General features: G+C 63.3%; 20 protein-coding genes. 15 read left to right on the top strand and 5 right to left on the bottom strand.

Annotated features, from left to right (window positions below):
- Positions 1-7 precede the first annotated feature (7 nt).
- Positions 8-619: a hypothetical protein gene (locus BLS26_RS26925; RefSeq protein WP_092515576.1), complete on the top strand. Its 612-nt coding sequence runs from the start codon at positions 8-10 to the stop codon at positions 617-619.
- Between the two features lie 4 nt (positions 620-623).
- On the opposite strand, the gene BLS26_RS26930 is transcribed toward BLS26_RS26925, so the two are convergent.
- Positions 624-1,391, bottom strand: coding sequence for a hypothetical protein (locus tag BLS26_RS26930; protein ID WP_092515577.1), 768 nt, complete (start codon positions 1,389-1,391; stop codon positions 624-626).
- Between the two features lie 8 nt (positions 1,392-1,399).
- The gene (locus BLS26_RS26935; protein WP_092518632.1) at positions 1,400-2,230 is read right to left on the bottom strand and encodes a uracil-DNA glycosylase family protein; all 831 of its coding nucleotides are present in this window, start codon (positions 2,228-2,230) and stop codon (positions 1,400-1,402) included.
- Between the two features lie 140 nt (positions 2,231-2,370).
- Here BLS26_RS26935 and BLS26_RS26940 point away from each other — a divergent pair, with 140 nt between their 5' ends.
- The 3 genes from BLS26_RS26940 (at position 2,371) to BLS26_RS26950 (ending at position 7,196) form a co-directional block, all read left to right on the top strand.
- Positions 2,371-4,032, top strand: a complete 1,662-nt coding sequence (locus BLS26_RS26940) for an electron transfer flavoprotein-ubiquinone oxidoreductase (protein WP_092515578.1) — start codon at positions 2,371-2,373, stop codon at positions 4,030-4,032.
- 437 nt (positions 4,033-4,469) lie between these two features.
- Positions 4,470-6,266 (top strand): tetratricopeptide repeat protein, encoded by a 1,797-nt coding sequence (locus BLS26_RS26945; protein WP_092515579.1) that lies wholly within the window; start codon positions 4,470-4,472, stop codon positions 6,264-6,266.
- Positions 6,267-6,308: 42 nt separating this feature from the next.
- Entirely contained in the window at positions 6,309-7,196 is an 888-nt protein-coding gene (locus BLS26_RS26950) for a 4-(cytidine 5'-diphospho)-2-C-methyl-D-erythritol kinase (RefSeq protein ID WP_092515580.1), read from the top strand.
- A 108-nt stretch (positions 7,197-7,304) separates the two neighbouring features.
- Here BLS26_RS26950 and BLS26_RS26955 read toward each other — a convergent pair whose 3' ends face one another.
- The gene (locus BLS26_RS26955; RefSeq protein ID WP_092515581.1) at positions 7,305-7,931 is read right to left on the bottom strand and encodes a LysE family translocator; all 627 of its coding nucleotides are present in this window, start codon (positions 7,929-7,931) and stop codon (positions 7,305-7,307) included.
- Between the two features lie 40 nt (positions 7,932-7,971).
- Positions 7,972-8,982 (bottom strand): polyprenyl synthetase family protein, encoded by a 1,011-nt coding sequence (locus BLS26_RS26960; protein ID WP_092518634.1) that lies wholly within the window; start codon positions 8,980-8,982, stop codon positions 7,972-7,974.
- A 197-nt stretch (positions 8,983-9,179) separates the two neighbouring features.
- Here BLS26_RS26960 and BLS26_RS26965 point away from each other — a divergent pair, with 197 nt between their 5' ends.
- From BLS26_RS26965 to BLS26_RS26995, 7 genes are all read left to right on the top strand, one after another.
- Positions 9,180-9,407, top strand: a complete 228-nt coding sequence (locus tag BLS26_RS26965) for a DUF2007 domain-containing protein (protein ID WP_092515582.1) — start codon at positions 9,180-9,182, stop codon at positions 9,405-9,407.
- An 84-nt stretch (positions 9,408-9,491) separates the two neighbouring features.
- Positions 9,492-10,268 (top strand): tRNA1(Val) (adenine(37)-N6)-methyltransferase, encoded by a 777-nt coding sequence (locus BLS26_RS26970; protein WP_092518636.1) that lies wholly within the window; start codon positions 9,492-9,494, stop codon positions 10,266-10,268.
- 279 nt (positions 10,269-10,547) lie between these two features.
- Positions 10,548-11,456 (top strand): S49 family peptidase, encoded by a 909-nt coding sequence (locus BLS26_RS26975; RefSeq protein ID WP_092515583.1) that lies wholly within the window; start codon positions 10,548-10,550, stop codon positions 11,454-11,456.
- A 109-nt stretch (positions 11,457-11,565) separates the two neighbouring features.
- Positions 11,566-11,757 carry a hypothetical protein gene (locus BLS26_RS26980; protein WP_092518638.1) on the top strand — a complete coding sequence of 64 codons (192 nt, stop codon included), beginning with the start codon at positions 11,566-11,568 and terminating at the stop codon, positions 11,755-11,757.
- Between the two features lie 179 nt (positions 11,758-11,936).
- Positions 11,937-12,872 carry a glycine--tRNA ligase subunit alpha gene (locus BLS26_RS26985; protein WP_092515584.1) on the top strand — a complete coding sequence of 312 codons (936 nt, stop codon included), beginning with the start codon at positions 11,937-11,939 and terminating at the stop codon, positions 12,870-12,872.
- On the top strand, positions 12,872-14,971 hold the full coding sequence (gene glyS / locus BLS26_RS26990) for a glycine--tRNA ligase subunit beta (protein ID WP_092515585.1): 2,100 nt from the start codon (positions 12,872-12,874) through the stop codon (positions 14,969-14,971). Before BLS26_RS26985 ends, glyS begins: the two co-directional genes overlap by 1 nt.
- 3 nt (positions 14,972-14,974) lie before the next feature.
- Entirely contained in the window at positions 14,975-15,577 is a 603-nt protein-coding gene (locus BLS26_RS26995; RefSeq protein WP_092515586.1) for a bifunctional 2-polyprenyl-6-hydroxyphenol methylase/3-demethylubiquinol 3-O-methyltransferase UbiG, read from the top strand.
- Positions 15,578-15,796: 219 nt separating this feature from the next.
- On the opposite strand, the gene BLS26_RS27000 is transcribed toward BLS26_RS26995, so the two are convergent.
- Complete coding sequence (locus BLS26_RS27000) at positions 15,797-16,153, bottom strand: DUF1236 domain-containing protein (RefSeq protein ID WP_092518640.1); 357 nt, start codon at positions 16,151-16,153, stop codon at positions 15,797-15,799.
- A 243-nt stretch (positions 16,154-16,396) separates the two neighbouring features.
- Here BLS26_RS27000 and BLS26_RS27005 point away from each other — a divergent pair, with 243 nt between their 5' ends.
- From BLS26_RS27005 to BLS26_RS27020, 4 genes are all read left to right on the top strand, one after another.
- Positions 16,397-16,552: a DUF3096 domain-containing protein gene (locus tag BLS26_RS27005; RefSeq protein ID WP_092515587.1), complete on the top strand. Its 156-nt coding sequence runs from the start codon at positions 16,397-16,399 to the stop codon at positions 16,550-16,552.
- A gap of 90 nt (positions 16,553-16,642) precedes the next feature.
- Positions 16,643-19,525: a pyruvate, phosphate dikinase gene (gene ppdK, locus BLS26_RS27010; RefSeq protein WP_172804710.1), complete on the top strand. Its 2,883-nt coding sequence runs from the start codon at positions 16,643-16,645 to the stop codon at positions 19,523-19,525.
- Between the two features lie 417 nt (positions 19,526-19,942).
- The gene (locus BLS26_RS27015) at positions 19,943-21,403 is read left to right on the top strand and encodes a cell wall hydrolase (protein ID WP_092515589.1); all 1,461 of its coding nucleotides are present in this window, start codon (positions 19,943-19,945) and stop codon (positions 21,401-21,403) included.
- A gap of 300 nt (positions 21,404-21,703) precedes the next feature.
- Positions 21,704-22,945 carry an MFS transporter gene (locus tag BLS26_RS27020; protein WP_092515590.1) on the top strand — a complete coding sequence of 414 codons (1,242 nt, stop codon included), beginning with the start codon at positions 21,704-21,706 and terminating at the stop codon, positions 22,943-22,945.
- The last annotated feature ends 85 nt before the right edge of the window (positions 22,946-23,030 follow it).

A 23,030-nucleotide genomic window follows, 5' to 3' on the forward strand; every position in this document is an offset into this window, starting at 1 on the left:
AAGCCCAATGGATCTGAATCCGCCGCCCGGCTCGAACATTTCAATCGCATCTGACGGTATCGATCCAACCATCGTCATTCCGCCGACGACGAGCGCGTCGCGTTATTTTGGCGGATTGTTCCTGCTGTTCTGGCTGGGCGGGTGGGCCGTCGGCTTCAAGGACGTTGGTTCAAAGGTACTGGCCGGGCAAGCCAACGCCTTCTCTGTCTTCTGGCTGTGTGGCTGGACCGTCGGCGGCGTCTTTGCAGCGGTCAGCCTCTACCGCATCGTCCGTCCCGCCGTCCCGGAAACGTTGACGTTGAAGCGAAATAGCGTGGCTTACGATTCCGGAATTCAGCCGCTGCAGATGGATTCATCCTGGCGCAGCAAGGGTACCAAGCAAGCCTGGAACTCGATGTTCGCCAAGCGCGTCCGTGTCGAGATCGATCGGCGCCAATTGCAGTCGCTGCGTCTGCGGGAAACGGAATCCGGCAACCGGTTGACGATCGATGTGGACGCGCGGCGCCTCGAACTTGCGCCAACAGCCACTGAGGTCGAGCGCGAATGGTTGGCTGGCTACCTGGCGCGCCGCTATTCGCTTTCGCCGGCTGCGGCGAACGCCGGCGAGGGATCCGCCTGATCGCTCATTCCGGAATTCCGTAACACTCGTAAAAAACCCCGATCGGCGCGCTGACGCGAAATGATGGCAGCGGAAAAGCTTCCCAAAGCTTGTGCGGATTCAGCCGCGCGATGTTTCGCAGAAACATCTCCTTCAACTCCGGCTTTACGTTTCCTTCGCGATCGAGAAACTGTCCCCAGCGCGCCATGCCCTGAAACCGGTCGCCGCTCTCGATCACGACGCGCGATCGAACGTAGCTCTCAGGAAACAGGCGTCGATAGGCTTCGGTACCGTAGAGCCACGAACGTCCGTCGACATGAGCGGCATTCGGAAAGTGCTTCCTGATCGAAGCGAACATGGTTTCGAGTTCGCGCCGCCGCGCCTCCGCCCGGGTCTTGCTCAGCGGCCCCAATGCATCGCGGTTGTAGAAGTGGAGGCGAACGATGTCGGTGGCGTCGCTGGCATGAAACTCGAAACAGCCGAACACGTGATCGGGAAATGCAGACTGCTCTTCAGGTGATCGCGAATAGAACGCCTGGGTCCAGCCCGCGCGCTGCCGGTGCGTCGCGAGCGCTTCGAGCCCGCGCGCATATTCCTGCCAGGCCGGACCCGCCGCGCCATCGGCGGGGGCGTCGCCAAGTCCGAAGCGGCGGTGAAAGTTGGTCGTGAGCAATACCGCGTCGGCGATCTGAGTTGACGTCTTTTCGGCAACCGCTTCGGCGAAGCGAAGCTGCAGGTCGAAGAAATCCCCATAGCGTTCGCTTTTTTCGTGACCGCCGTGCGTGCTGTCCATCGATCTTGCTACGGTGCCGCGGCCGGAATCTCGAGCGCCTTTGCGATCGCCAGCAGGTCCTGCCAGGTCATCCGCTTGTAGGACGGCGAGCGCAACAGATAGGCCGGGTGGAACGTGGCGATGGCGCGGATGGTGCGTGTGCCGGTGTCGTAGTCGAACCACTTGCCGCGGGTCTTCATGATGCCGTCGCGGGTCGACAGCAGCGTCTGGGTCGAGGGATTGCCGAGCGTCACCAGCACGTCGGGATTGACCAGCTCGATCTGCCGCCGGATGAACGGCAGGCAGATCTGGGTTTCCTGCGGCGTCGGCGTCCGGTTGCCGGGCGGCCGCCACGGAATCACGTTGGCGATATAGGCCTTGCTGCGGTCGAGCCCGATGGCCGCGATCATCCGGTCGAGCAATTTGCCGGAACGGCCGACGAACGGCAGCCCCTCGATATCCTCTTCGCGCCCGGGCGCCTCGCCGACGAACATGACGCGCGCCTGCGGGTTGCCGTCGGCGAACACCAGCCGGGTGGCGGTGTGTTTCAGCGCGCAGCCGTCGAAATTTTCCAGGAGTTGCCGCAGCGCTTCCAGCGAGGGAGCGGTTCGCGCCGCTTCCCGGGCGGAGGAAATCGCTTCGTCCGGCGCCAGCGCGACGTCGGCCCGGGGAGCGGCCGGGATCGCCGCCGGATTTTCCCGCAATCCTCGTGGCGGAACGATCTCGCGGGGCGCGGCGGCAACGGGGACGGCGTCCGGCTCGGCCAACCGGTCGACCGGATCGTCGCCAAGCGCGCAGTCGACCCCGGCCTCCAGATAAAAGGCCAGCAATTGCTGCACGGTAGGCGCTGGTTCGGGCATGAAATCCATTATGCCAATCTATCTAGAACGGATCGGCCCGCCGCGAAACGCCTCACATGTCATTTCCGTGGTTGTCCTCCCCCGAAAAATCGGAAACAACGCACCTTTAGAAGCCTTCTCAACCGGGCCGGGACCTGATCATGAGCACCGAAGAACTTCCCCCGCGCGAATCCATGGAATTTGACGTCGTGATCGTCGGCGCGGGCCCGTCAGGCCTGTCGGCCGCGATCCGGCTCAAGCAGCTCAACGCCGACCTCAACATCGTCGTGGTGGAGAAGGGCTCCGAGGTCGGCGCGCATATCCTGTCGGGCGCGGTGATCGATCCGGTGTCGCTCGATAAACTGGTTCCGGACTGGCGCGAGGACGCCGACTGCCCCCTCAAGACCCAGGTCAAGGACGACCGCTTCTACCTGGCGACGCCGAGCAGCATCTTCCGGCTGCCGAACTTCATGATGCCGCCGCTGATGCACAACCATCACTGCTATATCGGCTCGCTCGGCAATGTCTGCCGCTGGCTGGCGCCGAAGGCGGAGGCGCTCGGCGTCGAAATCTATCCGGGCTTCGCCGCGGCCGAAGTGCTGTACGACGACAAGGGCGCCGTGCGCGGCATCGCGACCGGCGACATGGGCATCGCCAAGGACGGCAGCCACAAGGATTCCTACACCCGCGGCATGGAACTGCTCGGCAAGTACACGCTGTTCGCCGAAGGCGCGCGCGGCAGCCTCTCCAAGCAGCTGATCGCGAAATACTCGCTCGACGCCAACAGCGAGCCGCCGAAATTCGGCATCGGCCTCAAGGAAGTCTGGGAGATCGATCCCGCCAAGCACAACAAGGGCCTGGTCCAGCATACGCTGGGTTGGCCGCTGACCGACCGCACCGGCGGCGGCTCGTTCCTCTATCACTACGACGACAACAAGGTCGCGGTCGGCTTCGTCGTGCATCTCAACTACGACGATCCATATCTGTCGCCGTTCGACGAATTCCAGCGCTTCAAGACCCATCCTTCGATCCGCACCGTGTTCGAAGGCGGCAAGCGGCTGGCCTACGGCGCCCGCGCCATCACCGAGGGCGGCTACCAGTCGGTGCCGCGCGTGAGTTTTCCGGGCGGCGCGCTGATCGGCTGCGCGGCCGGCTTTGTGAACGTGCCGCGCATCAAGGGCGTGCACAACGCGATGGGCACCGGCATGCTGGCCGCCGAACACGTCGCCGCGGCGCTCGGCGCCGGCCGCGCCAATGACGAACTGGTGACCTATGAAGACGCCTGGCGCGATTCCGCTGTTGGCAAGGACCTTTACAAGGTCCGCAACGCCAAGCCGATGTTGTCGAAGTTCGGCACCATGTTCGGAATGGTGCTTTCCGGCTTTGACATGTGGACCAACACGCTGTTCGGTTTTTCGGTGTTCGGAACCCTGTCGCACGCCAAGCCCGACCGCAAGACGCTGGACCCGGCGAAGGCCCATGCGCCGATCGCCTACCCGAAACCGGACGGCAAGATTTCGTTCGACAAGCTGTCGTCGGTGTTCATGTCCAATACCAACCACGAGGAAGACCAGCCGGTTCACCTCAAGGTCGCCGACCTCAATTTGCAGAAGACATCCGAACACGACGTCTTTGCCGGGCCGTCGAACCGCTATTGCCCGGCCGGCGTTTATGAATGGGTCGAGGAATCTTCCGGCCCGCGTTTCCAGATCAACGCCCAGAACTGCGTCCACTGCAAAACTTGCGACGTAAAGGACCCGAACGGCAACATCACCTGGGTTCCCCCGGAGGGCGGCGGCGGGCCCAACTACGAGGCGATGTAACGCATCGCTTCGACCACGTTTGCGTGAGCAAAGCGTTTTCCAGCCAAGCATGCCCTCGGACTTGATCCGTGGGTGGGCACCGGTTTCGCGTGAAGAAAACGCGTCAAAATATCAATCAGAACGCCTTTCGGCGTTCTGGCGGCGGGGTAACACCCCCCACCGGCCACGATACCGCCACAGTAAAAGCGTTTCCGGGTCAGGCTGGCCAAATCGGCGGCCCAAGGACCCAATAAGCGCCTAGTCTGCCAATCGATTCGCCAACCCGTATCCTTGCGGATGAAGGCCAAAAGCGGCATTGTCGAGAGCCTTGGTCGAAGGCCCGGATGCGCCGCTTGGGTTCGCATTCGAAACTGATCGCCCGACCGATCGTAATACCGCTGATCATGATGTCACTGATCGTAATGTCCTGCCGTAAATCCTGGAGCTAGGCGAACGTGATGCTTTCCACCCGTTTCAATCGCTGGACGATCGCTGCCGTTACCGTCGCCGCCGTCACTGTTGCAGGCATGGCCGTACCCGGCCAACTTGCCGCGCAGACGCCCGAGCATACCGGCGACAACGCTGCGCAATTCCCGAGCAAGACCGATCTGAAGGCGCTGACCACGTCCGGCAGCTATCTGGCCGCGCGTCACGCCAGCGTCGAGCGCGATGCTTCGTCAGCGGCGGCGTTCTATCGCTCGGCGCTGCGCTCCGATCCGAAGAACAACGAGCTGCTCGACCGCGCCTTCATCTCCTCGCTGGCGGATGGCGACATCGACGAGGCCGTCAAGCTCGCCGACCGCATCCTGACGCTGGACAAGTCCAATCGCGTCGCCCGGCTGGTGGTCGGCGTGCGCGATCTCAAGCAGAAGAAATATCCGACCGCGCAGATCAACATCAACCAGTCGATCCGCGGCCCGATCACCGACCTGGTGGCGACGCTGCTGTCGGGCTGGGCCAGCTATGGCGCCGGTGATGCCAAGGCCGCCATCGTCGGCATCGACAAGCTGACCGGACCGGAATGGTATCCGATCTTCAAGGACCTGCACGCCGGCATGATCCTCGAACTGTCGGGCAAGGAAAAGGACGCCGGCGCCCGTTTCGAGCGCGCCTACAAGCTCGACGATTCGATGCTGCGGATCACCGAGGCCTATGCGCGCTGGACCTCACGCAACAAGGATACGGCGGCGGCAAGCGCCATCTTCGAGACCTTCGACAAGAAGCTGCCGCGGCATCCGCTGGTGCAGGAAGGCCTGAAGGAACTCAAGGCCGGCAAGAAGATGCCGCCGCTGATCGACAGCGCGCAGGCCGGTGCGGCCGAGGCGCTGTACGGCATCGGCGCCACGCTGACCCGCCGCGGCGGCGAGGATCTTGCCCTGGTCTACCTGCAGCTCGCGCTTTATCTGCAGCCCAATCATGCGCTGGCGCTGTTGTCGCTCGCCGATCTCTATGAGTCGGTGAAGAAGCCGCAGATGGCGATCAAGGTCTACGAGCGCATGCCGGCGAACTCGCCGCTGAAGCGCAACGCGCAGATCCAGCTTGCCACCGATCTCGACGCCGCCGACCGCAGCGACGAGGCGATCAAGATCCTGAAGGAAGTCACGGCAGAGGATCCGAAGGATATCGAGGCCATCATGGCGCTCGGCAACGTCGAGCGCGGCCGCAAGAAGTTCAGCGATTGTGCCGTGACCTATTCGCAGGCGCTCGACGTGGCGCCGGTTGCGACCGACAAGAACACCTGGGTCACCTATTACTATCGCGGTATCTGCGAGGAGCGTTCCAAGCAGTGGAGCAAGGCCGAGGCCGACATGCGCAAGGCGCTCGAGCTGCAACCCGAGCAGCCGCACGTGCTGAACTATCTCGGCTATTCCTGGATCGACCAGGGCATCAATCTCGACGAAGGCATGAAGATGATCAAGCGTGCCGTCGATCAGCGCCCCGATGACGGCTACATCGTGGATTCACTTGGTTGGGCCTACTATCGCATCGGCAATTTCGAGGACGCGGTGAAGAATCTCGAGCGCGCGATCGACCTCAAGCCCGAGGATCCCACCATCAACGACCATCTCGGCGACGCCTATTGGCGCATCGGCCGCACGCTGGAAGCCAAATTCCAGTGGGCCCATGCCCGCGACCTCAAGCCCGAGGCGGAAGAACTGCCGAAGATCGAGGCCAAGATCGCCAACGGCCTGCCCGAGGACACCTCTTCTGCGGCTTCCGCCGACAAGAAGAAGGAAGACGGCAAGGGCGGCTAATCGCAAGGTGGTTGGTTGAAGGGCGTTGGGGGTGGGACTGCGGTGCAGGCACTGAGTGAAGAGGGACGCGCCAAGGTCAATCTGACCTTGCGGGTGAATGGCCGCCGTAGCGACGGTTATCATGATCTTGAAAGCGTGGTGGCGTTCGCCGATTGCGCCGATCGACTGACGTTGACGCCGGGCGCCGATTTGAACCTGCAGATGACCGGGCCGTTGGCGCAGGCCTGCGGCGAGACCTCGGACAACCTGGTGCTGAAGGCCGCGCGCCTGTTGGGCGAACGCGTGCCCGGCATGAAGGTGGGAAGTTTCACGCTCGACAAGGTATTGCCGGTCGCGGCCGGCATCGGCGGCGGTTCGGCTGACGCTGCGGCAGCGCTGCGCTTGCTGGCGCAGTTGAACGGGCTGAAGCCTGACGATCCCCGCATCATCGAGGTCGCGCAGCTGACCGGCGCCGACGTGCCGGTCTGCGTCAGGTCGCTTGCCTGCGTCATGACCGGTGTCGGCGAGACGCTGCAACCGCTGGCTTTGCCGAAAATGCCGTGCGTGATGGTCAATCCCTGTGTGCCCGTCGCCACCAAGGACGTGTTCGGCGCGCTCGGCCTGCGCAGCGGCGAATTGCTGGTCGGCGCCACCGACGTGCTGTTGCAGGACCGCGAGTGGCCCGACGAAGGCGCCTCGCTCGAAGAGTGGGTCGAATCGCTTGCCGCCAGCTCCAACGACCTCGAAGCGCCCGCCACGCGCATTCAATCCGTCATCGGCGACGTTATTGCCGCGCTGAGCGCCACCAACGGCGCCTGGCTGACGCGCATGTCGGGCTCCGGCGCGACCTGTTTTGCGATCTACGAGAACACCGCCGAAGCCCAGCGCGCCGCGGAGAAGATCAGGGCCGATCACCCGGGCTGGTGGGTGCATGCGGGGACGCTGAGCTAGCTGACTCGTCATTGCGAGCGCAGCGAAGCAATCCATGAGTTCTTGGCGCGGCGAGATGGATTGCTTCGTCGCTTCGCTCCTCGCAATGACGGCGGATGGTTCGTAGCGCTAACTCGCCGGCCGCCGCGCCAGCGCCAGCGAAATTCCGAGCCCGGCGATGAACAGCCCCGAGCCTTGCCGCAAGCGCCGAAACAGGTGCGGCCTCCGCGACAGGCCCGCTTGCGCGGTCGAGGCCATTGCCACGACGACGAAATCGGCCAGCGTGTTGAGCGTTACGGAAATCAGGCCCAGCGTCATGAACTGCAGCGCAGGCGCGCCGCCGGCCGGATCCAGAAATTGCGGAATGAAGGCCAGAAAGAACGCCGCGGTCTTGGGGTTCAACGCTTCGACCAGCACGCCGTCGCGGAATGCCCGTGCTTCGAAAGCGACGATCGGTTGCGGCAGAGACGTGCGAGCCTCGCGAAACGTCTTGATGCCAAGCCAGATCAGGTAAAGCGCGCCGATGAATTTGACCGCCGTGAACAATTCAGCGCTGGCAAGAATGATCGCCGAGACGCCGAGTGCGCCCGCGATCACATGCACCAGCCCGCCAATAGCGGTTCCGAATGTCGATGCGATGCCGGCTTTACGGCCGCCCGATAATGTTCGCGCCGCGACATAGAAGATGCCGGGGCCGGGAACGACGGCGATGACGAGCGCGGCGAGGAGGAATAGCGGGAAGTTGATGCCGGTCATTGGATCGATCGCCCTCGTAAGATGGGTGACGCGATTCCGCTTAGTGCGATCGTGCCAGACAGAACGCCACCACCTGCTCCAGCGCCGATTTCATCGGCGAGGCCGGAAACAGCGCCAGCGCGTCGACGGCCATGGCGCCATAATGCTGGGCGCGGCTGATGGTGTCTTCCAGCGCGCGATGCTTGGTCATCAACCCGATGGCGTGATCGAGATCGCTGTCGCCGATCTCGCCGCGCTCGAGCGCCTTGATCCAGAACGCGCGCTCGCTGTCATTGCCGCGGCGGAACGCCAGCACCACCGGCAGCGTGATCTTGCCTTCGCGGAAATCGTCGCCGATGTTCTTGCCGAGCTTGGCGGCCTTGCCGCCATAGTCCAGCACGTCGTCGACGAGCTGGAAGGCGATGCCGAGATTCATGCCGACCGAACGGCAGGCGGTCTGCTCGGCTTTTGGCCGGTTGGCGATCACAGGGCCGACCTCGCAGGCGGCGGCAAACAACTCGGCGGTCTTGCCGCGGATGACGGCGAGATATTCGTCCTCGGTGGTGGCGGTGTTCTTGGCGGCCGCGAGCTGCATCACCTCGCCTTCGGCGATGGTGGCCGCGGCGGAAGAGAGGATGTCGAGCGCGCGCAGCGAGCCGACTTCGACCATCATGCGAAACGCCTGACCAAGCAGGAAGTCGCCGACCAGCACGCTGGCCTCGTTGCCCCACAGCATCCGCGCCGACAGCTTGCCGCGCCGCAGCTCACTTTCGTCGACGACGTCGTCATGAAGCAGGGTCGCGGTGTGCATGAACTCGACCGCGGCGGCGAGCTTGATATGGCCGTCGCCGGAATAGCCGGTGAGGTTGGCCATCGCCAGCGTCAGCATCGGGCGCAGCCGTTTGCCGCCCGAGGAGATCAGGTGATTGGCGACCTCGGGAATCATGGTGACTTCCGAACCGGTCCGCGACAGGATCGTGGCGTTGACCCGCTCCATGTCGGCGGCGACGAGGCCTACCAGCGCATCGATCGAGGCGTTCGACGGGCTTTCGAAGGGTACAATAACCGCCACGCAGGTCTCCACTTTTGCTCAATTCGCACTATCCTTGACCTACAATAGAAAGTGCCGGCTGAGGCGGCAAGGGCACGATACGGTTGACAGCGGCGCCATAGCCCTCGCAATCGGGCTAGACCCATTATTTTGACGCGTTTTCTTTATGCGAACCGGTACCCACTTCGCTCGAAAACGCTACGGGAGGAGAACACAAATTGCGGGAATTGGTTCGGACCAACGATATCGTGCTGGTTTCCGCGGTCGGCGCGCTGCTCGACGGCGCCAATATTCATCACCTGGTGCTGGATCAGAACATGAGCGTGATCGAGGGGTCCCTGGGCATGCTGCCGCGCCGGATTCTGGTCCATGAGGACGATAACCGCGAGGCGCGGCAGATCCTGACCGATGCCGGCCTTGCTCACGAATTGCGGGCCGATGATTGAGCAGAGCGTTTTCGAGCGAAGTGGAGACCGGTTCGCGTGAAGAAAACGCGTCAAGATAACAGTCCGGAGCGCGGTTCTGATGAAATCAGAACCGATCAGGCTTCGGCTCTCGACCTGACCGAGGACGCGTTTCTCGGCGGCCAATTGCGGCTGCGGCAACTGAAGTCGGGACACCGCGCCGGTCACGATGCCGTGTTGCTGGCGGCCGCGACGCCGGCGTGTCCGGGCGATCGCGTCGCCGATCTCGGCGCCGGGATCGGCGTCGCCGGGCTGTCGGTGGCGCGCCGCGTCGGCGGCATCGATCTGGTTCTGGTCGAGATCGATCCGACGTTGTCGGATCTCGCGCGCGGCAATGCGGCGGCGAATGAAATTGCCGCCGAGGTCATCGCGCTCGACGTCGAAGCCAACGCCGCCGCTTTTGCGGCGTGCGGATTGGCTCCCGACAGCATCGATATTGTGTTGATGAATCCGCCCTTCAACGATCCAGCGCGGCACCGGCGTTCGCCCGACGGCGCGCGCGGCATGGCGCATGTGGCGACCGAAACCACGCTGGCGAGCTGGATTCACGCCGCCCGGCGCGTTCTGAAATCCAGGGGCGTGCTGACATTGATCTGGCGCGCGGACGGGATCGCCGAGGTGTTGTCGGCGCTCGATCACGGTTTCGGCAGCCTGGAAATCCTGTCGGTTCACAGTGACGTGAGAACGCCTGCGAATCGGATTCTGGTGCGCGCCATCAAGGGTGGACGGGCGCCGACAAAGATTCTTGCCGCCCTTTTGCTCAATGATGAGTCAGGCGTGCCCAATAAACGGGTGCAGGAGATACTGAGCGGGAAGGGAATATTGCCGCTGGCGAACCGGTAAGGATTCAGCCAATTGCCCAAGCGTTGAGCCTGATGTCGAGCCGTGTATGCAACGGGCTATTGCGGGAGCGTTTCCGACTGCCGTTTCGGGGCGGAAGTGAAGTTGACCGCGGTCAAAAGAGCGCCGATCAGCATTATCAGCAGGTAGATTTTCATGTCACTCTCCGCTGCGCCATTGCAGCCATGACGGTCACAATGCAAAAGGCGTTCCAGCCCGATTGGGTCGCCGCCTCTCCAATGACAGTGGCGCGATAAAAAATGGTTAATTCGAGGTAGCGGCATGAGTGAACAAATAAGTGATCGCGCGGGATTGCCGGGCCTGATCGACCGGCTGAAGCGACTGGTTCCGGCGAAATTCCGCCCCGGGAGTGCAGTGGTGCCCGTGGTGCGATTGTCCGGCGTGATCGGCGCGGTGACCCCGCTGCGGCCGGGGATGTCGCTGGCCGGCGTCGCCAAAACGCTCGAACGCGCGTTCGCCACCAAGCACGCCAAGGCGGTGGCGCTGGTGATCAATTCGCCCGGCGGCTCGCCGGTGCAATCGCGCCAGATCTACTTGCGGATCAGGCAGCTTGCTGCGGAAAAGAAATTGCCGGTGCTGGTGTTCGTCGAGGATGTCGCGGCCTCCGGCGGTTACATGATCGCCTGCGCGGGTGACGAGATTTTTTGCGACCCTTCCTCGATCCTCGGATCGATCGGCGTGGTCGGCGGCAGCTTTGGATTTGTCGATCTGATCAGGAAGATCGGCGTCGAGCGCAGGCTTTATACGGCGGGCGAGCACAAGGCGACGCTGGATCCGTTCCTGCCGGAAAACCCCGATGACGTGGCGCGCCTGAAGCAGCTTCAGCGCGAAATCCACGGCATCTTCATCGCCCTGGTCAAGGGCAGCCGCGGCGCCCGCCTCAAGGGTACCGACGATTTGCTGTTCACCGGCGAATACTGGGCGGGCGAGAAATCCGTTTCGCTCGGCCTCGCGGACGCCATCGGCGACCTCCGTTCGACGCTGCGCGCCCGTTATGGCGACAAGGTGCTGACGCCGGTGATTGCGCCCGCCAGCGGGATGCTGTCCGGACTGCTGGGGCGCAGATCGGCCGGCGCGGGGACATCGTCGCTCGACGGAATTCAGGGGTTGCCGGACGGGCTGATTTCGGCGCTGGAGACGCGGGCAATTTGGGCCAAATTCGGGTTTTAGAGCCGATCCAGCCGCGCCATTTAGTCCCAAAAGTGCAATTGCGGCGCGGACCGGCTTGGGGGAGAATACCGGCATTGGGGGCTGACACGTGAACGACAAGGATCGACCGATGCCGCCGTTGATCGCATTCGCTGGCGCCCTGGGTGGGCTGGCCGTGGTCCGCTGGGCCTATAGAACCGCCGTCCGCATCAATCAGGAACTGGAAGAAGCGCGCTTGGCGCGCGTCGCCGAGGCCGCCCGTTCGGGCGATATTCCGACCCTGCGACGGGATCCGGTGACCGGGGCTTATCGGCCGGGTTAGTTTGCCCACGTCATTCCGGGGCGCGAAGCGAACCCGGGATCTCGAGATTCCGGGTTCGATGCTGCGCATCGCCCCGGAATGACGAGGTCACCGAAGCCCCGCCTTCGCCTTGATTCCCCGCAGCTCCGCCGATACGGTCCCGCGCGCTTCAAAACCCCCTTGCGAGACCGATTCTGCCGATGGACGCCCTGCCTGCCCACATGCGCCCGGAACGTTCGTTCCAGGGCTTCATTCTCGCCCTGCAGCGGTTCTGGGCCGAGCAGGGCTGCGTCATCCTGCAGCCCTACGACATGGAAATGGGGGCCGGCACCTTCCACCCGGCGACGACGTTGCGGGCGCTGGGGCCGAAGCGCTGGAATGCGGCCTATGTGCAGCCCTCGCGGCGGCCCAAGGACGGCCGCTACGGCGAAAACCCCAACCGTCTGCAGCACTATTACCAGTTCCAGGTGATCATGAAGCCGTCGCCGCCGAACCTGCAGGAGCTCTATCTGAAGTCGCTGGCCGCGATCGGCATCGATTCAGCGCTGCATGACATCCGCTTCGTCGAAGACGACTGGGAAAGCCCGACGCTCGGCGCGTGGGGCCTGGGCTGGGAATGCTGGTGTGACGGCATGGAAGTCAGCCAGTTCACCTACTTTCAGCAGGTCGCGGGTGTCGAATGCGCGCCGGTCGCCGGCGAACTTACGTATGGGCTCGAGCGTCTCGCCATGTATGTGCAGGGCGTCGACCGCGTCTATGATCTCAACTTCAACGGCCGCGACGGCGACGAGCGCGTCACCTATGGCGACGTCTATCTGCAGGCCGAGCAGGAATATTCCCGGCACAACTTCGAGCATTCCGATTCCGAAATGCTGTTCAAGCAGTTCACGATGGCGGAGGAGGCCTGCCGGAAATATCTCGCGGCCGGCTGGAAGGAGGGCAGCAATCAGAAAGAGCATCTGATGGCGCTGCCGGCCTATGACCAATGCATCAAGGCAAGCCACGTCTTCAACCTGCTCGATGCCCGCGGCGTGATCTCGGTGACCGAGCGGCAGAGCTACATCATGCGCGTGCGCGAACTGGCCAAGGCCTGCGGCGAAGCCTGGGTCCACACCGAAGCGGGCAGGGCGGTCTGATGCCTGATCTTCTGTTTGAACTGTTCTCCGAAGAAATTCCCGCGCGCATGCAGGCAAAGGCGGCGGACGATCTGCGCCGCATGGTGACCGACAAGCTGGTTGCCGAGGGCCTGGTCTACGAAGGCGCGAAAGCGTTCGCGACGCCGCGGCGGCTGACCTTGACCGTGCACGGCATTCCGGCGCGCCAATCGGATCTCAAGACCGAACGCCGCGGACCGAAAATCGGTGCGCCCGATGCGGCGGTGCAGGGCTTTTTGAAAGCCACCGGTTTGAAGTCGCTCGACGAGGCAAATATCCAAAAGGATCCGAAGGGCGATTTCTACATCGCGCTGATCGAGAAGCCGGGCCGTCCGACCCTGGACGTGCTGGCCGAAATCCTGCCGCCGATCATCCGCACCTTCCCGTGGCCGAAATCGATGCGCTGGGGCGAACGCTCGGCCCGATCAGGCTCGCTGACCTGGGTGCGGCCGCTGCACTCGATCATCGCAACCTTCGGCATCGAAACCGAAGAACCCGAGGTCGTGAAATTTGCCATCGACGGCATCGAGGCCGGACAGACCACCCATGGTCACCGCTTTATGGCGTCGGCCGAAATCTCCGTGCGCCGTTTCGACGATTACGAAGCGAAGCTGAAGGCTGCCAAGGTCGTGCTCGACCCGCAGGCCCGCAAGGACATCATTCTGGCCGACGCCAAGACGCTGGCGCAGGCGCAGGGCTTCGAACTGGTCGAGGACCAGGTGCTGCTCGACGAGGTGTCGGGACTGGTCGAATGGCCGGTCGCCCTGATGGGATCGTTCGACCAGGAGTTTTTGTCGATTCCCGGCGAGGTGATCCGCGCCACCATCCGCAACAATCAGAAATGCTTTGTCGTCAGCGATCCCAAGACCGGCAAGCTGGCCAACAAGTTCATCCTGACCGCCAACATCGAGGCTAGCGACGGTGGCAAGACCATCATCGGCGGCAACGAGCGCGTCATCCGCGCGCGGCTGAGCGATGCGAAATTCTTCTACGAGACTGACCTGAAGACGAAGCTTGAGGATCGGCTGAAGAAGTTCGACCAGATCGTGTTTCATGAGAAGCTCGGCACCCAGGCGGAACGCATCAAGCGCATCGAGCGCCTGGCCGCCGAGATCGCGCCGCTGGTGGGCGCCGATGTCGCGAAGACAAAACGCGCCGCGCATCTGGCGAAGGCCGACCTGCTGACCGAAGTGGTCGGCGAATTCCCGGAGCTGCAAGGCTTGATGGGCAAATACTACGCGCTGGCGCAGGGCGAGGACGCTTCCGTCGCCGCCGCCAGCGAGGAACACTACAAGCCGCAGGGGCCGGCCGATCGCGTGCCGGCTGACCCGGTGAGCATTGCCGTGGCGCTGGCCGACAAGCTCGATACGCTCGCCGGTTTCTGGGCGATCAACGAGAAGCCGACGGGCTCCAAGGATCCGTATGCGTTGCGTCGCGCAGCGCTCGGCGTCATCAGACTGGTGATCAACAACGAGATCCGTTTCCCGCTGGCTGCGGTTTCGCAGTCGGCCTTCGGCAGCCATGTCACCGCCGGTTATGGCATGGGCGATCAGGTGGTCGATCTGCTGCCGTTCTTCGCCGATCGCCTGAAAGTCCAGCTCCGCGACCAGGGCGCGCGGCACGATCTGGTCGATGCCGTGTTCTCGCTCGGCGGTCAGGACGACTTGCTGATGGTGGTCCGCCGCGTCGAGGCGCTCGGCAAGTTCCTTGAGACCGACGACGGCAAGAATTTGCTGGCCGGCACCAAGCGCGCCAGCAACATCCTTTCGATCGAGGAAAAGAAGGACAAGCGGGCTTTCGACGGCGCGCCGGATCCCTCGCTGTACAAGCTCGACGAGGAAAAGGCGTTGGCGAAAGCGATCGATCAGGTCAAGAGCGAGGCCGGCCAAGCCGTCGCCAAGGAAGATTTCGCCGGCGCGATGAGCGCGATGGCAAAACTGCGTCCGGCGGTCGATGCGTTCTTTGACAAGGTCAAGGTCAATGACGATGAACCTAAGGTGCGCGAGAACCGACTAAAGCTCCTGAACGAGATTCGCGCGGCGACGCGCGCGGTTGCAGATTTTTCGAAGATCGAAGGCTAGCCCATGGATCGCAAAACGCTTGCCGCTTACGACCAGGATGCGGCGGCGTTCGCGAAGGACTGGCACGATCAGCCGGCCCCGGTTGATCTCCAGGAAGTCGTCGAACGTTTTTTCGTCCGCGGCGGCAACTCGGCCGATATCGGCTGCGGCAGCGGCCGCGAGGTGGCTTGGCTCAACACCAACGGATTCTCAGCCACCGGCTTCGACGCTTCGGAAGGCCTGCTCAAGGAAGCCTGCCAGCGCTATCCCGGGCTCAAGTTCAAGCACGCCGAATTGCCCGAGCTGCGCGGCGTCGGCACGTTCGACAATGTGCTGTGCGAAACCGTGATCATGCATCTCGACCGCAAGCAGATCGCGGCTTCAGTCCGCCGCCTGCTCGATGTCGTCAAGCCGAGCGGCATTCTGTACCTGAGCTGGCGCGTCACCGACGATGCCGATCTGCGCGACGCCCAGGGCCGGCTCTATTGCGCCTTCGATGCCGCCTTGGTGCTGGCGGAGTTGAAGGAGACGACCGTGTTGCTCGACGAAGAGGTCGTCAGCGCCTCATCGGGCAAGAAGATCCACCGCCTCGTGGTGAAGAAGCCGGGGCTGGAAATTCGCGAGTAGATCGTGGTTCGTAGGGTGGATTAGCGAAGCGTAATCCACCATCTTTCTCGCACGTGTCATGGTGGATTACGCCTGCGGCTAATCCACCCACGCAGTTTCCAAAACAAAAAGCCCCGCCTGGAGGGGGGACCCAGGCGGGGCCTTCTTGTCCGGTCGGATCTCACGCACATCCGCTTGCGCGGCGCCCGGACGTCCTTGAACGCGTTCAATCGCGCGTGCTTACTCGACCACCTGAACGATGCGACGCGAGCGCGGCTCGACCAGCACGGTCTGGCCGTTCACCACGGTGTAGCGATAGGGCGTGGCGCCATAGGTCTGCGGCACGTCGTAATAGGTCACGCCCGATTCCGGCAGCACGCCGCCGACGATCACGCGATCGGGAATCGTGTAGTTCGGGACCCGCTCGCGCACGATATATTCACGGAACGCCGGCCGCTGGTCGACGGCGATCCCCTCATTGTCGTCGATAACGACGGTGCCACCACGGACGACACCGACGGTGCTTTGCGCCTGTGCGGCGACCGGCGCCGCCAAGGCGCCTGCAATCGCGGCAATGGCCAATATCCTGTTTCGCATGACGAACTCCTTTTGCGAGGAAGGCACCGGCGATCGCCGGCGCATCAGGCGACCCAATTCATCGCGCGCGGCAATGTTCCGGGAATCCGCGGCCTCATACGCGGCGATTCCGGGGAATTGTCGTGGAGTGTGGGAACCCGTTGAGTGGCTGGACGTCTTCTGTTGCGGAACCGCGCCAGCGGGTAGATTGCCGTCCTCGATCTCGATTCGATATTTCCATCAAATCAGCCGGAGACATTTGAAATGACCATCACCGCCGCGCACGTTCCCGCCATCGTAGCCCTGATTGCTGGAATCCTGATCCTCCTGATGCCGCGGTTGCTCAATTTCATCGTGGCGATCTACCTGATCTTCGTCGGCCTGGTCGGCCTCGGCGTGCTCAGGATGTTTCACCTCTAGCGCTGGAAAGCCGGGTTTCGCGGCTTGCGCGGAACCCTCCAAAGTGGTGTAAGGCGCGCATCATCCCCCATCTTCGGATAGTTGGAATCCATGGCCAAAGCCGTCGCGAAGTCCAAAAAAACTGCAGTGAAAACCGTAGTGAAATCAAAGCCATCCACGCGGGCCAAGGCGGCACCGCCGCCGTCCGCCCGCAAGGCTCTGAAGAAGGCTGCGGCCAAGACAGCAGCAAAGCCAGCCGCCAAGGCCGCTGTGAAGAAGGCGGCAGTGAAAAAGCCCGTGGCTGAGGCGGTAAAATCCGGCAAGTGGGTCTATACCTTCGGCGACGGCAAGGCCGAGGGCAAAGCGGGTCTGCGCGACCTGCTCGGCGGCAAGGGCGCCAACCTCGCCGAGATGGCGAATCTTGGCCTGCCGGTGCCTCCCGGCTTCACGATTCCGACCTCGGTCTGCACCTATTTCTACGCCCACGACAAATCCTATCCGCCGGCGTTGAAGGCGCAGGTCGAGAAGGCGCTCGATCACGTCGGCAAGCTGGCCGGCAAGGCATTCGGCGACTCGAAGAATCCGCTGCTGGTGTCGGTCCGCTCCGGCGGCCGCGCCTCGATGCCGGGCATGATGGACACCGTGCTCAACCTCGGCCTCAACGACAAGACGGTCGAGGCGCTCGCTGAACTCTCCGGCGATCGCCGCTTCGCCTATGACAGCTATCGCCGCTTCATCACCATGTATTCGGACGTGGTGCTCGGCTTCGAACATCATCATTTCGAGGACATCCTCGACACCTTCAAGGACGGCCAGGGCTACACGCTCGACACCGACCTCACCGGCGACGACTGGGTCGAACTGGTCGGCCGTTACAAGGAAGCGGTGGCGCGCGAGACCGGCAAGGATTTCCCGCAGGATCCGCACGAGCAGTTGTGGGGCGCGATCGGCGCCGTGTTCTCGTCCTGGATGAACGCGCGCGCGGTGACCTATCGCCGCCTGCACGATATCCCAGAATCGTGGGGCACCGCGGTCAACATCCAGGCCATGGTGTTCGGCAACATGGGCGAGACCTCGGCGACCGGCGTTGCGTTCACGCGCAATCCCTCGACCGGCGAGAGCAAGCTGTACGGCGAATTCCTGATCAACGCGCAGGGCGAAGACGTGGTGGCGGGCATCCGCACGCCGCAGGACATCACCGAATTTGCGCGCCAGGAATCCGGCTCCGACAAGGCGTCGATGGAAGTCGCGATGCCGGACGCCTTCAAGGAACTGACGCGGATCTACACGCTCCTGGAAAAGCACTACCGCGACATGCAGGACATGGAGTTCACGGTCGAGCAGGGCAAATTGTGGATGCTGCAGACCCGCGGCGGCAAGCGCACGGCGAAGGCGGCACTCCGCATCGCGGTCGAGCTCGCCAATGAAGGCCTGATCTCGAAAAAGGACGCGGTGATGCGGATCGATCCGGCGTCGCTGGATCAGTTGCTGCATCCGACCATCGATCCCGCGGCCAAGCGCGACGTCATCGCGACCGGCCTGCCGGCTTCGCCCGGTGCGGCGTCCGGCGAGATCGTGTTCTCGTCCGATGAAGCCGCCAAACTGCAGGCCGACGGCCGCAAGGTCATTCTGGTGCGGATCGAGACCTCGCCGGAAGACATTCACGGCATGCACGCCGCCGAAGGCATTCTCACCACCCGCGGCGGCATGACCTCGCACGCCGCCGTGGTGGCGCGCGGCATGGGCAAGCCCTGCGTCTCCGGTTGCGGTACCATCCGCGTCGATTACGGCCGCGGCACCATGAGCATCGGTTCGCGCTCGTTCAAGACCGGTGACGTCATCACGATTGATGGCTCCCTTGGCCAGGTGCTGGCCGGACGGATGCCGATGATCGAGCCGAAACTGTCGGGCGAATTCGGCACGCTGATGGGCTGGGCTGACGCCGTCCGCAAGCTCGGCGTCCGCGTCAACGGTGACACGCCTGATGATGCGCGGACCGCCATCAAGTTCGGCGCCGAAGGCATCGGTCTGTGCCGCACCGAGCACATGTTCTTCGAGGAAACCCGCATCCGCACCGTGCGCGAGATGATCCTTTCCGAGGACGAACAGTCGCGCCGCGCTGCGCTGTCCAAGCTGCTGCCGATGCAGCGCGCCGATTTCGTCGAGCTGTTCGAGATCATGAAGGGACTGCCGGTCACGATCCGCCTGCTCGATCCACCGCTGCACGAGTTCCTGCCGCACACGCAAGCCGAGATCGAGGAAGTCGCGCGCGCGATGAACACCGATCCGCGTAAGCTCGCCGATCGCGCCCGCGATCTCGCCGAGTTCAACCCGATGCTGGGTTTCCGCGGCTGCCGTCTCGCCATCGCCTATCCGGAAATCGCCGAGATGCAGGCGCGCGCGATCTTCGAGGCCGCGGTCGAGGCCGAGAAGCGCACCGGCAAGGCCGTCGGCCTCGAGGTGATGGTGCCGCTGATCGCGACCAAGGCCGAATTCGACCTGGTCAAGGCGCGCATCGACGCTTCCGCCCAAGCTGTCATGAAGGAGACCGGCAAGAAGATCGCGTATCAGGTTGGTACGATGATCGAGCTGCCGCGCGCGTGCCTGATGGCCGGCGACATCGCGCAGACCGCGGAGTTCTTCTCGTTCGGCACCAACGACCTGACGCAGACCACCTACGGCATCAGCCGCGACGACGCGGCGAGTTTCCTCGGCACCTACGTGGCCAAGGGCATTCTCGAGATCGATCCGTTCATCTCGGTTGACCGCGCCGGCGTCGGCGAACTCGTGAAGATCGGCGTCGCCCGCGGCCGCAAGACCCGGCCGAACCTCAAGGTCGGCATCTGCGGCGAACACGGCGGCGATCCCGCATCGGTGGCGTTCTGCCACGAGATCGGGCTCGATTACGTGTCGTGCTCGCCCTACCGCGTCCCGATCGCCCGCCTCGCCGCGGCACAGGCAGCACTTGGCAAGACGGTGGCGAGCCAGGCGTAACGCGCAACTAACTGCTGACGAGATTGAAATGGCCGGGATTTTTCCCGGCCATTTTCGTTTCTGGCACAGCCGTCATTGCGAGCGAAGCGAAGCAATCCATCTTGCTTGCTACGCCAACGGAAGACTGGATTGCTTCGTCGCTGCGCTCCTCGCAATGACGGAGTAGGGTTCCCGTATTCCTCCGCTCGTAGTTCCTTCATCCTGTTCGTTGACGGGATGTTTACCACTTTCATCGAGCGCGCATTTACCAACACTTTCGAAGCCAATGCGCAAAAGCCTGCGGTGCATTGCCTGTGACATACACGCAACGCGGATTAACTCCCCGGCAACCTAAATTCGATACCAACGAAAAAGGTCGAATTTTACGGACGTACTGAAGTTCGATCGCGTTTTGTAAGCGTTGCGTAGAGCGTATCGATGTTTGTGTTGCGTAACCATCCGAAGGGCGCGCGGTTCGCGTCCTTCGGACTCGGTCTTTGCGTCTTCGCATTGATGCCGACCGAGATCGGATATCAGGATATCGCTTCGCTATTGGCCCGGCAGCCCGGTGTCGCCGAGCGCTGGCAGAAGCGGGTGTTCTCCGCCGTCGGCACCATCCAGGTCGCGACCTTCTCGTTCGGTCGGCCGATCGGAACCTCCTCGCCGCAGACCGCGACCTACCAGCTCGCGAGCCTCAATAATCAGGGCATCGACATCACCGGTTCGGTGACGCGCAATCCGCTCGCATCTCCGCCGCCGCGCTATCAGGCCGCTGACTTTCCCAAAGTAGATCGCACGGCCAAGGGCGACCGGCTGGTGGTGACGCCGCCGCAATCGAACGAGGCCGCCAACCCGGCCGACCATGTGCCGGCGATCGAGGATCCCGCGACCTCCAACGCATTGGTGAAGGGCGCCAAGACCGTCGAGCGCGCGCCGGCGACTGAGCCCGCGCCGCTCGATCCGGAACTGCAGGCCGCGCTCAGCGCGCCGCCGCTCGCGCAATACGACGTGTCGATGTCGCTCGAAGCCAATCCGCTCGACGATCTCAAGGGCGCTCCACAAGCGCCGTTGGCCTTGGTGCCCCTCGCGCCTGCGCCGCGGCGCGACAATTTTTCCTTCAAGACTTCCAACCTGTTCTTCGGCTCGTCGCTCGGCTCACCCGAGAGTATCGAACGCTGGCAGCCCGGCGAAGAGCCGACCATCGTGGTTCCAAACGTGGCTCCGGATCCCGACATGAAGGTGATGGCGTCATTGCCGGTCGATGCCGACGGCCCGGTCCGCGCCGGCGAGATGGGCGAGAGCATCGCGCCGAAGGGAGAGGTCAATTCCGACAACCAGCACGCCAAGACGCCGGCCGAGCGCCTTGGCCTGTTCGATGACAAGTCGCGCGCCAAATCCGAAAAATGCCTGGCGGAAGCCGTCTATTTCGAAGCCCGCGGCGAGGCGGTGCGTGGCCAGATCGCAGTCGCCCAGGTGGTGCTGAACCGGGCCTTCTCCGGCAAATATCCGGACACGGTGTGCGGCGTGGTCTATCAGAACAAGCATCGCCATCTGGCGTGCCAGTTTACCTTCGCCTGCGATAACAATGCCGACATCATTCGCGAACCCGACATGTGGGACCGCGCGCAGAAGATCTCCAAAGCGATGCTGGACGGCCGGCTGTGGCTGCCGGAAGTAGACAAGTCGACGCACTACCATGCCTATTGGGTGCGTCCGTCCTGGGTCAGTGAAATGAAGAAGATGTACAAGTTCGGCGTCCACACCTTCTATCGTCCGCGCGCCTGGGGTGACGGCAGCGACGCGCCGAGCTGGGGCAGCCCCGCCGAGACCGCCGCGATCTCCGCCAAGCTCGCCGAAGCCGCGCAGAGCTCAGCCGAGCAGGCCAGCCTGAAGCGGTGAGGCGTTGTCGTCCCTGCGAACGCAGGGACCCATACCGCGTGATCTATCGATAAGGCGCGGTGGCTGAGACCTTTCGCACAACAACTGCCGCGGTGTATGGGTCCCTGCGCCCGTGCGCAATTGCGCACTAGGCAGGGACGACGAATAGGATTGTCCTCGCCGATCCCCTTCATTGCTCTCGCCGATTTTGCAGGGCTGCCCTGCGGCGAAAAATTTTTCCCCGCCGCCCTTGGGATTTCCATGCGAATGCATTAACTCCCCGTAACGTTCTCGACAGACCGGATTCCTGGGGGAAGCACCATGGCTGTAACGGCAGACGATCTTCGTCCGGCATCGACCTGGCGCACGCCGCTCGTCATCATCATTTGCGGCTGCGTGATCGCGCTGTTGAGTTTCGGGCCGCGCTCCAGCCTCGGTTTCTTCATCCAGCCGATGAGCCGCGAATTTACCTGGGGCCGCGACGTCTTCGGCCTCGCGCTGGCGCTGCAGAACCTGTTGTGGGGCCTGGGTCAGCCAATCGCCGGTGCGATCGCCGATCGGTTCGGTCTGTTGCGCGTAATGATCGTCGGCGCGCTGCTCTATGCCGGCGGTCTTTTGGTGATGCGCTACGCGGGGACTCCAGGCTCGCTCGATCTCGGCGCCGGGGTGATGATCGGTTTCGGCCTGTCCGGTTGTTCGTTCAACCTGGTGCTGTCGGCATTCTCGAAATTGCTGCCGCTGGAGAAGCGCGGGCTGGCGCTCGGCGCCGGCACCGCAGCGGGTTCGTTCGGGCAATTCCTGTTTGCGCCGTTCGGTGTGGCGATGATCGACAATTTCGGCTGGCAGTCGGCGCTGATGGTGTTTGCGCTCCTGATGCTGTTGATCGTGCCGCTGGCGCTGGCGATCTCGACGCCGCCAGCAACGTCGTCGAACGTGCCGGTCGCGGACCAGCAATCGTTCAAGACCGCGCTCGCCGAAGCGTTCGGCCATCGCTCCTATGTGTTGCTGGTGCTCGGCTTCTTCACCTGCGGCTTCCAGCTCGCCTTCATCACCGTGCATCTGCCGGCCTATCTGTCCGACCGCGGCGTCTCGGCGCAGACCGGCGGCTGGGTGGTGGCGGCCATCGGCCTGTTCAACATCGTGGGCTCGCTCAGCGTCGGCTGGCTGCAGAACAGGTTTCCGAAGCGCTACATCCTGTCGATCATCTACCTCGCCCGCGCGTTGTCGATCGTGGCCTTCATCTCGTTCCCGATCACCACCTTCTCCGCGATCGTGTTCGGCGCCGCGACGGGGCTAACCTGGCTGTCGACGGTGCCGCCGACCTCGGCCCTGGTAGCGCTGATGTTCGGCACCCGGTGGTTCGCCACGCTGTATGGTTTCGCCTTCGTCAGCCATCAGGTCGGCGGCTTCCTCGGGGTCTGGCTCGGCGGCGTCGTGTTCGAGAAATTCGGCTCCTATACGCCGATCTGGTGGCTCTCGGTGCTGTTCGGCCTGCTGTCGGCGCTGATCAACCTGCCGATCGTCGAGCAGCCCGTAGCACGACCGGTTGCGCAGCCCGCCTGATCCGGTAAACAGCTTCCCAAGAAATGCTTTTCGTCATGCCCGGCCTTGTGCCGGGCATCCACGTCTTCTTTTTTCGGAAGCGAGG

Source organism: Afipia sp. GAS231, from assembly GCF_900103365.1.
Taxonomy (GTDB): Bacteria; Pseudomonadota; Alphaproteobacteria; order Rhizobiales; family Xanthobacteraceae; genus Bradyrhizobium.

Excerpts from the sequence above, each read along its gene's own strand:
- BLS26_RS26925 (WP_092515576.1), top strand. The coding sequence starts at position 8 with ATGGATCTGAATCCGCCGCCCGGCTCGAACATTTCAATCGCATCTGAC.
- BLS26_RS26930 (WP_092515577.1), bottom strand. The coding sequence starts at position 1,391 with ATGGACAGCACGCACGGCGGTCACGAAAAAAGCGAACGCTATGGGGAT.
- BLS26_RS26935 (WP_092518632.1), bottom strand. The coding sequence starts at position 2,230 with ATGCCCGAACCAGCGCCTACCGTGCAGCAATTGCTGGCCTTTTATCTG.
- BLS26_RS26940 (WP_092515578.1), top strand. The coding sequence starts at position 2,371 with ATGAGCACCGAAGAACTTCCCCCGCGCGAATCCATGGAATTTGACGTC.
- BLS26_RS26945 (WP_092515579.1), top strand. The coding sequence starts at position 4,470 with ATGCTTTCCACCCGTTTCAATCGCTGGACGATCGCTGCCGTTACCGTC.
- BLS26_RS26955 (WP_092515581.1), bottom strand. The coding sequence starts at position 7,931 with ATGACCGGCATCAACTTCCCGCTATTCCTCCTCGCCGCGCTCGTCATC.
- BLS26_RS26975 (WP_092515583.1), top strand. The coding sequence starts at position 10,548 with ATGAGTGAACAAATAAGTGATCGCGCGGGATTGCCGGGCCTGATCGAC.
- BLS26_RS26980 (WP_092518638.1), top strand. The coding sequence starts at position 11,566 with ATGCCGCCGTTGATCGCATTCGCTGGCGCCCTGGGTGGGCTGGCCGTG.
- BLS26_RS26985 (WP_092515584.1), top strand. The coding sequence starts at position 11,937 with ATGGACGCCCTGCCTGCCCACATGCGCCCGGAACGTTCGTTCCAGGGC.
- glyS (WP_092515585.1), top strand. The coding sequence starts at position 12,872 with ATGCCTGATCTTCTGTTTGAACTGTTCTCCGAAGAAATTCCCGCGCGC.
- BLS26_RS26995 (WP_092515586.1), top strand. The coding sequence starts at position 14,975 with ATGGATCGCAAAACGCTTGCCGCTTACGACCAGGATGCGGCGGCGTTC.
- BLS26_RS27000 (WP_092518640.1), bottom strand. The coding sequence starts at position 16,153 with ATGCGAAACAGGATATTGGCCATTGCCGCGATTGCAGGCGCCTTGGCG.
- BLS26_RS27005 (WP_092515587.1), top strand. The coding sequence starts at position 16,397 with ATGACCATCACCGCCGCGCACGTTCCCGCCATCGTAGCCCTGATTGCT.
- ppdK (WP_172804710.1), top strand. The coding sequence starts at position 16,643 with ATGGCCAAAGCCGTCGCGAAGTCCAAAAAAACTGCAGTGAAAACCGTA.
- BLS26_RS27015 (WP_092515589.1), top strand. The coding sequence starts at position 19,943 with ATGTTTGTGTTGCGTAACCATCCGAAGGGCGCGCGGTTCGCGTCCTTC.
- BLS26_RS27020 (WP_092515590.1), top strand. The coding sequence starts at position 21,704 with ATGGCTGTAACGGCAGACGATCTTCGTCCGGCATCGACCTGGCGCACG.